2 tRNA genes and 3 rRNA genes are annotated in these 5,487 nt (G+C 48.7%); all 5 read left to right on the forward strand.

Annotated elements, in window-relative coordinates:
- The first annotated feature begins 166 nt into the window (after nucleotides 1-166).
- The 5 genes from HWV58_RS24180 to rrf all read left to right on the forward strand — a co-directional run bounded on the left by HWV58_RS24180 (nucleotide 167) and on the right by rrf (nucleotide 5,466).
- A 16S ribosomal RNA gene (locus HWV58_RS24180) occupies nucleotides 167-1,688 on the forward strand.
- Nucleotides 1,689-1,872: 184 nt separating this feature from the next.
- Nucleotides 1,873-1,947, forward strand: a tRNA-Ile gene (locus HWV58_RS24185).
- 16 nt (nucleotides 1,948-1,963) lie between these two features.
- Nucleotides 1,964-2,040 (forward strand) — tRNA-Ala (locus HWV58_RS24190).
- 355 nt (nucleotides 2,041-2,395) lie between these two features.
- A 23S ribosomal RNA gene (locus tag HWV58_RS24195) occupies nucleotides 2,396-5,272 on the forward strand.
- Between the two features lie 82 nt (nucleotides 5,273-5,354).
- A 5S ribosomal RNA gene (gene rrf, locus HWV58_RS24200) occupies nucleotides 5,355-5,466 on the forward strand.
- The 16S, 23S and 5S rRNA genes sit together here with 2 tRNA genes alongside, the layout of an rRNA operon.
- Nucleotides 5,467-5,487 lie beyond the last annotated feature (21 nt).

A 5,487-nucleotide genomic window follows, 5' to 3' on the forward strand; every position in this document is an offset into this window, starting at 1 on the left:
ATAAGTTCTTAAAAGAGATGTCAATGTAGCGAAAGCGGGTTTAATGAAGTACTGGTCGAAGTACATGATTAAGGAGCTTTATTTTAAAGGTGATGTCTAACAGACAAAACAAAAGAAGACTATTTTTAACAATAGTTAAAACTGGTCAGAATCAACACAACATTTTACAATGGAGAGTTTGATCCTGGCTCAGGATGAACGCTAGCGGCAGGCCTAATACATGCAAGTCGAACGCGATTAAGGGGCTTGCTCCTTATGAAAGTGGCGCACGGGTGCGTAACGCGTATGCAACCTACCTTTATCAGGGGGATAGCCCGGAGAAATCCGGATTAACACCGCATAAAATCACAGGATAGCATTATCCAATGATCAAATATTTATAGGATAAAGATGGGCATGCGTGTCATTAGCTAGTTGGCGGGGTAACGGCCCACCAAGGCGACGATGACTAGGGGATCTGAGAGGATGGCCCCCCACACTGGTACTGAGACACGGACCAGACTCCTACGGGAGGCAGCAGTAAGGAATATTGGTCAATGGAGGCAACTCTGAACCAGCCATGCCGCGTGCAGGAAGACTGCCCTATGGGTTGTAAACTGCTTTTATCCGGGAATAAACCTACTTACGTGTAAGTAGCTGAATGTACCGGAAGAATAAGGATCGGCTAACTCCGTGCCAGCAGCCGCGGTAATACGGAGGATCCAAGCGTTATCCGGATTTATTGGGTTTAAAGGGTGCGTAGGCGGCCTGTTAAGTCAGGGGTGAAAGACGGTAGCTCAACTATCGCAGTGCCCTTGATACTGATGGGCTTGAATGGACTAGAGGTAGGCGGAATGAGACAAGTAGCGGTGAAATGCATAGATATGTCTCAGAACACCGATTGCGAAGGCAGCTTACTATGGTCTTATTGACGCTGAGGCACGAAAGCGTGGGGATCAAACAGGATTAGATACCCTGGTAGTCCACGCCCTAAACGATGAACACTCGCTGTTGGCGATACACAGTCAGCGGCTAAGCGAAAGCGTTAAGTGTTCCACCTGGGGAGTACGCCCGCAAGGGTGAAACTCAAAGGAATTGACGGGGGCCCGCACAAGCGGAGGAGCATGTGGTTTAATTCGATGATACGCGAGGAACCTTACCCGGGCTTGAAAGTTAGTGAATGATTTAGAGATAGATCAGTGAGCAATCACACGAAACTAGGTGCTGCATGGCTGTCGTCAGCTCGTGCCGTGAGGTGTTGGGTTAAGTCCCGCAACGAGCGCAACCCCTATGTTTAGTTGCCAGCATGTAATGATGGGGACTCTAAACAGACTGCCTGTGCAAACAGAGAGGAAGGAGGGGACGACGTCAAGTCATCATGGCCCTTACGTCCGGGGCTACACACGTGCTACAATGGATGGTACAGAGGGCAGCTACATAGCAATATGATGCGAATCTCACAAAGCCATTCACAGTTCGGATTGGGGTCTGCAACTCGACCCCATGAAGTTGGATTCGCTAGTAATCGCGTATCAGCAATGACGCGGTGAATACGTTCCCGGGCCTTGTACACACCGCCCGTCAAGCCATGGAAGCTGGGGGTACCTAAAGTATGTAACCGCAAGGAGCGTCCTAGGGTAAAACCGGTAACTGGGGCTAAGTCGTAACAAGGTAGCCGTACCGGAAGGTGCGGCTGGAATACCTCCTTTCTGGAGTAGCGTCACCTACTCGCTTCGCAACATGATATTTCAAAACAAGAGAAAACAAGAAACACCCAGAAGAAAACGGTGGGCTGCTATAAAGGTAAGCTTAACGGAACTTAAAGATGGGGTAAGCCAAAGGAAGCAGTAGCGGTAAGGTACTATATACTGCGAAAAGCTTGCCTTAAACCATAGTCCCGTAGCTCAGCCTGGTTAGAGCACTACACTGATAATGTAGGGGTCTCCAGTTCAAATCTGGACGGGACTACATTAAAACAACTTTTGGGGGATTAGCTCAGCTGGCTAGAGCGCCTGCCTTGCACGCAGGAGGTCAACGGTTCGACTCCGTTATTCTCCACCAAAAAAAGAAATTACCTGGATCGGTAATATACATTGACATAATTAAGAAAGAAGAAACGCCATAGGGGCACGGATGTAAAAATACATCTGAAACGGTTCGAGACCGCAGTTTTTTACTAACAAGGTTAAGCTAGAGGCTTAGGCGCAGGAAAATGAAACCCTCGACCTTTATACCCTTTACCTTACCTTAGTAAAGTTCTTTGACATATTGGAAGAAGTTAAAAAAGAAGAGCAAACAACAATAGGCGACTGTTGTGTTTGTGCTCACCACTCAAATGAGCAATCAAATGAGGGGTATGAGACATCATAACAAGAGCAAAAAAGCATACCTTGCGGCGCAAAAGGCGCAAGAGTAGAAGAAAGTAATAAAGAGTACACGGGGGATGCCTTGGCTCTCAGAGGCGATGAAGGACGTGATAAGCTGCGATAAGCTTCGGGTATTTGCAAATAGGAATTGATCCGAAGATTTCCGAATGGGGCAACCCGGCATGTTGAAGACATGTCACATATAATGAGCAAACCTGCCGAACTGAAACATCTAAGTAAGCAGAGGAAGAGAAAATAACAATGATTTCCTGAGTAGTGGCGAGCGAAAGGGAAAGAGCCCAAACCAATATTGTTACGGCAATTTTGGGGTTGTAGGACTACGATGTGGTATTAGCAAACAGAAGTGGAACGGGATGGGAAGCCCGGCGATACATGGTGATAGCCCAGTACACGTATAGAATGCTAGCCTAGTAGTATCCTGAGTACCGCGAGGTCGGAGACGCCTTGTGGGAATTTGCCGGCACCATCCGGTAAGGCTAAATACTCCTGAGAGACCGATAGTGAACCAGTACCGTGAGGGAAAGGTGAAAAGAACCCCGAACAGGGGAGTGAAATAGAACCTGAAACCGTGTACTTACAAGCGGTCGGAGCGTACAAGTTGCGTGACGGCGTGCCTTTTGCATAATGAGCCTACGAGTTACTCTTCTCTGGCAAGGTTAAGTGCTTCAGGCACGGATCCGAAGCGAAAGCGAGTCTGAATAGGGCGTATAGTCAGAGGAGGTAGACGCGAAACCTTGTGATCTACCCATGGACAGGTTGAAGGTGCGGTAACACGTACTGGAGGACCGAACCGATAAACGTTGAAAAGTTTCCGGATGATCTGTGGGTAGGGGTGAAAGGCTAATCAAACTGGGAAATAGCTCGTACTCCCCGAAATGTTTTTAGGAACAGCGTCGACGTTGAGTTATATAGAGGTAGAGCTACTGATTGGGTGCGGGGGAGTCAAATCCTACCAAATCCAGACAAACTCCGAATGCTATATAATATAGTCGGCAGTGAGGCGCGGGGTGCTAAGGTCACGCGCCGAGAGGGAAAGAACCCAGACCATCAGCTAAGGTCCCCAAGTTACAGTTAAGTTGAACTAACGAGGTCCGATTGCACAGACAGCTAGGATGTTGGCTTGGAAGCAGCCATTCATTTAAAGAGTGCGTAACAGCTCACTAGTCGAGCGATCGGGCATGGATAATAAACGGGCATTAAATTGTACACCGAAGCTATGGGATTGAAATATATCGGTAGGGGAGCATTCTAGCGGCAGTGAAGGTATCTGGTAATGGGTGCTGGAGCTTCTAGAAAAGCAAATGTAGGCATAAGTAACGATAAGGCGGGCGAGAAACCCGCCCACCGAAAGGATAAGGTTTCCTGATCAACGCTAATCGGATCAGGGTTAGTCGGGACCTAAGGAGAACCCGAAGGGGAAATTCGATGGACAACTGGTTAATATTCCAGTACTTTTTATAACTGCGATGTGGGGACGGAGTAGTGACACTGCCGCGATCTGACGGAATAGATCGTTAAAGGTTGTAGGTATATCGATGGTAGGCAAATCCGCCGTTGATGCTGAAAACTGATAGTACCGCGAGGCTTCGGCTGAGTGGATAGCGCAGGTAATCAGACTTCCAAGAAAAACCGCTAAGCTTCAGGTTATAAAAACCCGTACCGCAAACCGACACAGGTATCCGGGAAGAGGATTCTAAGGTGCTCGAGTGAATCATGGCTAAGGAACTCGGCAAAATGGCCCTGTAACTTCGGGAGAAGGGGCGCTGTCAGCAATGGCAGCCGCAGTGAAAAGGCCCAGGCGACTGTTTAACAAAAACACATGGCTTTGCAAAATCGAAAGATGAAGTATAAGGCCTGACACCTGCCCGGTGCTGGAAGGTTAAGAGGGGATGTCATCCGCAAGGAGAAGCATTGAATCGAAGCCCCAGTAAACGGCGGCCGTAACTATAACGGTCCTAAGGTAGCGAAATTCCTTGTCGGGTAAGTTCCGACCTGCACGAATGGTGTAACGATCTGGGCGCTGTCTCAGCCATGAGCTCGGTGAAATTGTGGTCCCGGTGAAGACGCCGGGTACCCGCAACGGGACGGAAAGACCCCATGCACCTTCACTACAATTTAACATTGACATTGGGTACAGGATGTGTAGGATAGGTGGGAGGCTTTGAAGCGGCGTCGCTAGGCGTCGTGGAGCCAACGTTGAAATACCACCCTTTCTGTATTCGGTGTCTAATCCCGCCAAGCGGGAGACATTGTTTGATGGGTAGTTTGACTGGGGTGGTCGCCTCCAAAAAGGTAACGGAGGCTTTCAAAGGTAAGCTCAATACGCTTGGTAACCGTATGAGGAGTGCAATAGCATAAGCTTGCTTGACTGTGAGACATACAGGTCGATCAGGGTCGAAAGACGGATATAGTGATCCGGTGGTTCTGCATGGAAGGGCCATCGCTCAAAGGATAAAAGGTACGCTGGGGATAACAGGCTGATCTCCCCCAAGAGCTCATATCGACGGGGAGGTTTGGCACCTCGATGTCGGCTCGTCACATCCTGGGGCTGGAGAAGGTCCCAAGGGTTCGGCTGTTCGCCGATTAAAGTGGCACGCGAGCTGGGTTCAGAACGTCGCGAGACAGTTCGGTCCCTATCTGTTGTGGGCGTAGGAATTTTGAGTGGGGCTGACCTTAGTACGAGAGGACCGGGTTGGACTAGCCTCTAGTGAATCTGTTGTTCCGCCAGGGGCATTGCAGAGTAGCTACGCTGGGAATAGATAAGCGCTGAAAGCATCTAAGTGCGAAACTAGCCACGAGATGAGAATTCCATATAGGACCGTAGCAGACTACTACGTTGATAGGCTACAGATGTAAAGCTGGTGACAGCACAGTCGAGTAGTACTAATCATCCGAAGCTTTCAAAGCAAACAGACTGTTGTTTGTTCTTCAAACTAACTTCTTTCAATAATATGTCATTTAAGCTCGAGATAGCTTATCTAAAGAAATTTAGGTGCCTATATCGGTGGTGTCCACCTCTTCCCATTCCGAACAGAGAAGTTAAGCCCACCAGAGCCGATGGTACTGCGGTAACACGTGGGAGAGTAGGTCGGTGCCAAATCTTAAAAGAAACCCTTTAACA

The sequence above is a fragment of the Pedobacter ghigonis genome, from assembly GCF_903166585.1.
In the GTDB taxonomy this organism is placed as follows: Bacteria; Bacteroidota; Bacteroidia; order Sphingobacteriales; family Sphingobacteriaceae; genus Pedobacter; species Pedobacter ghigonis.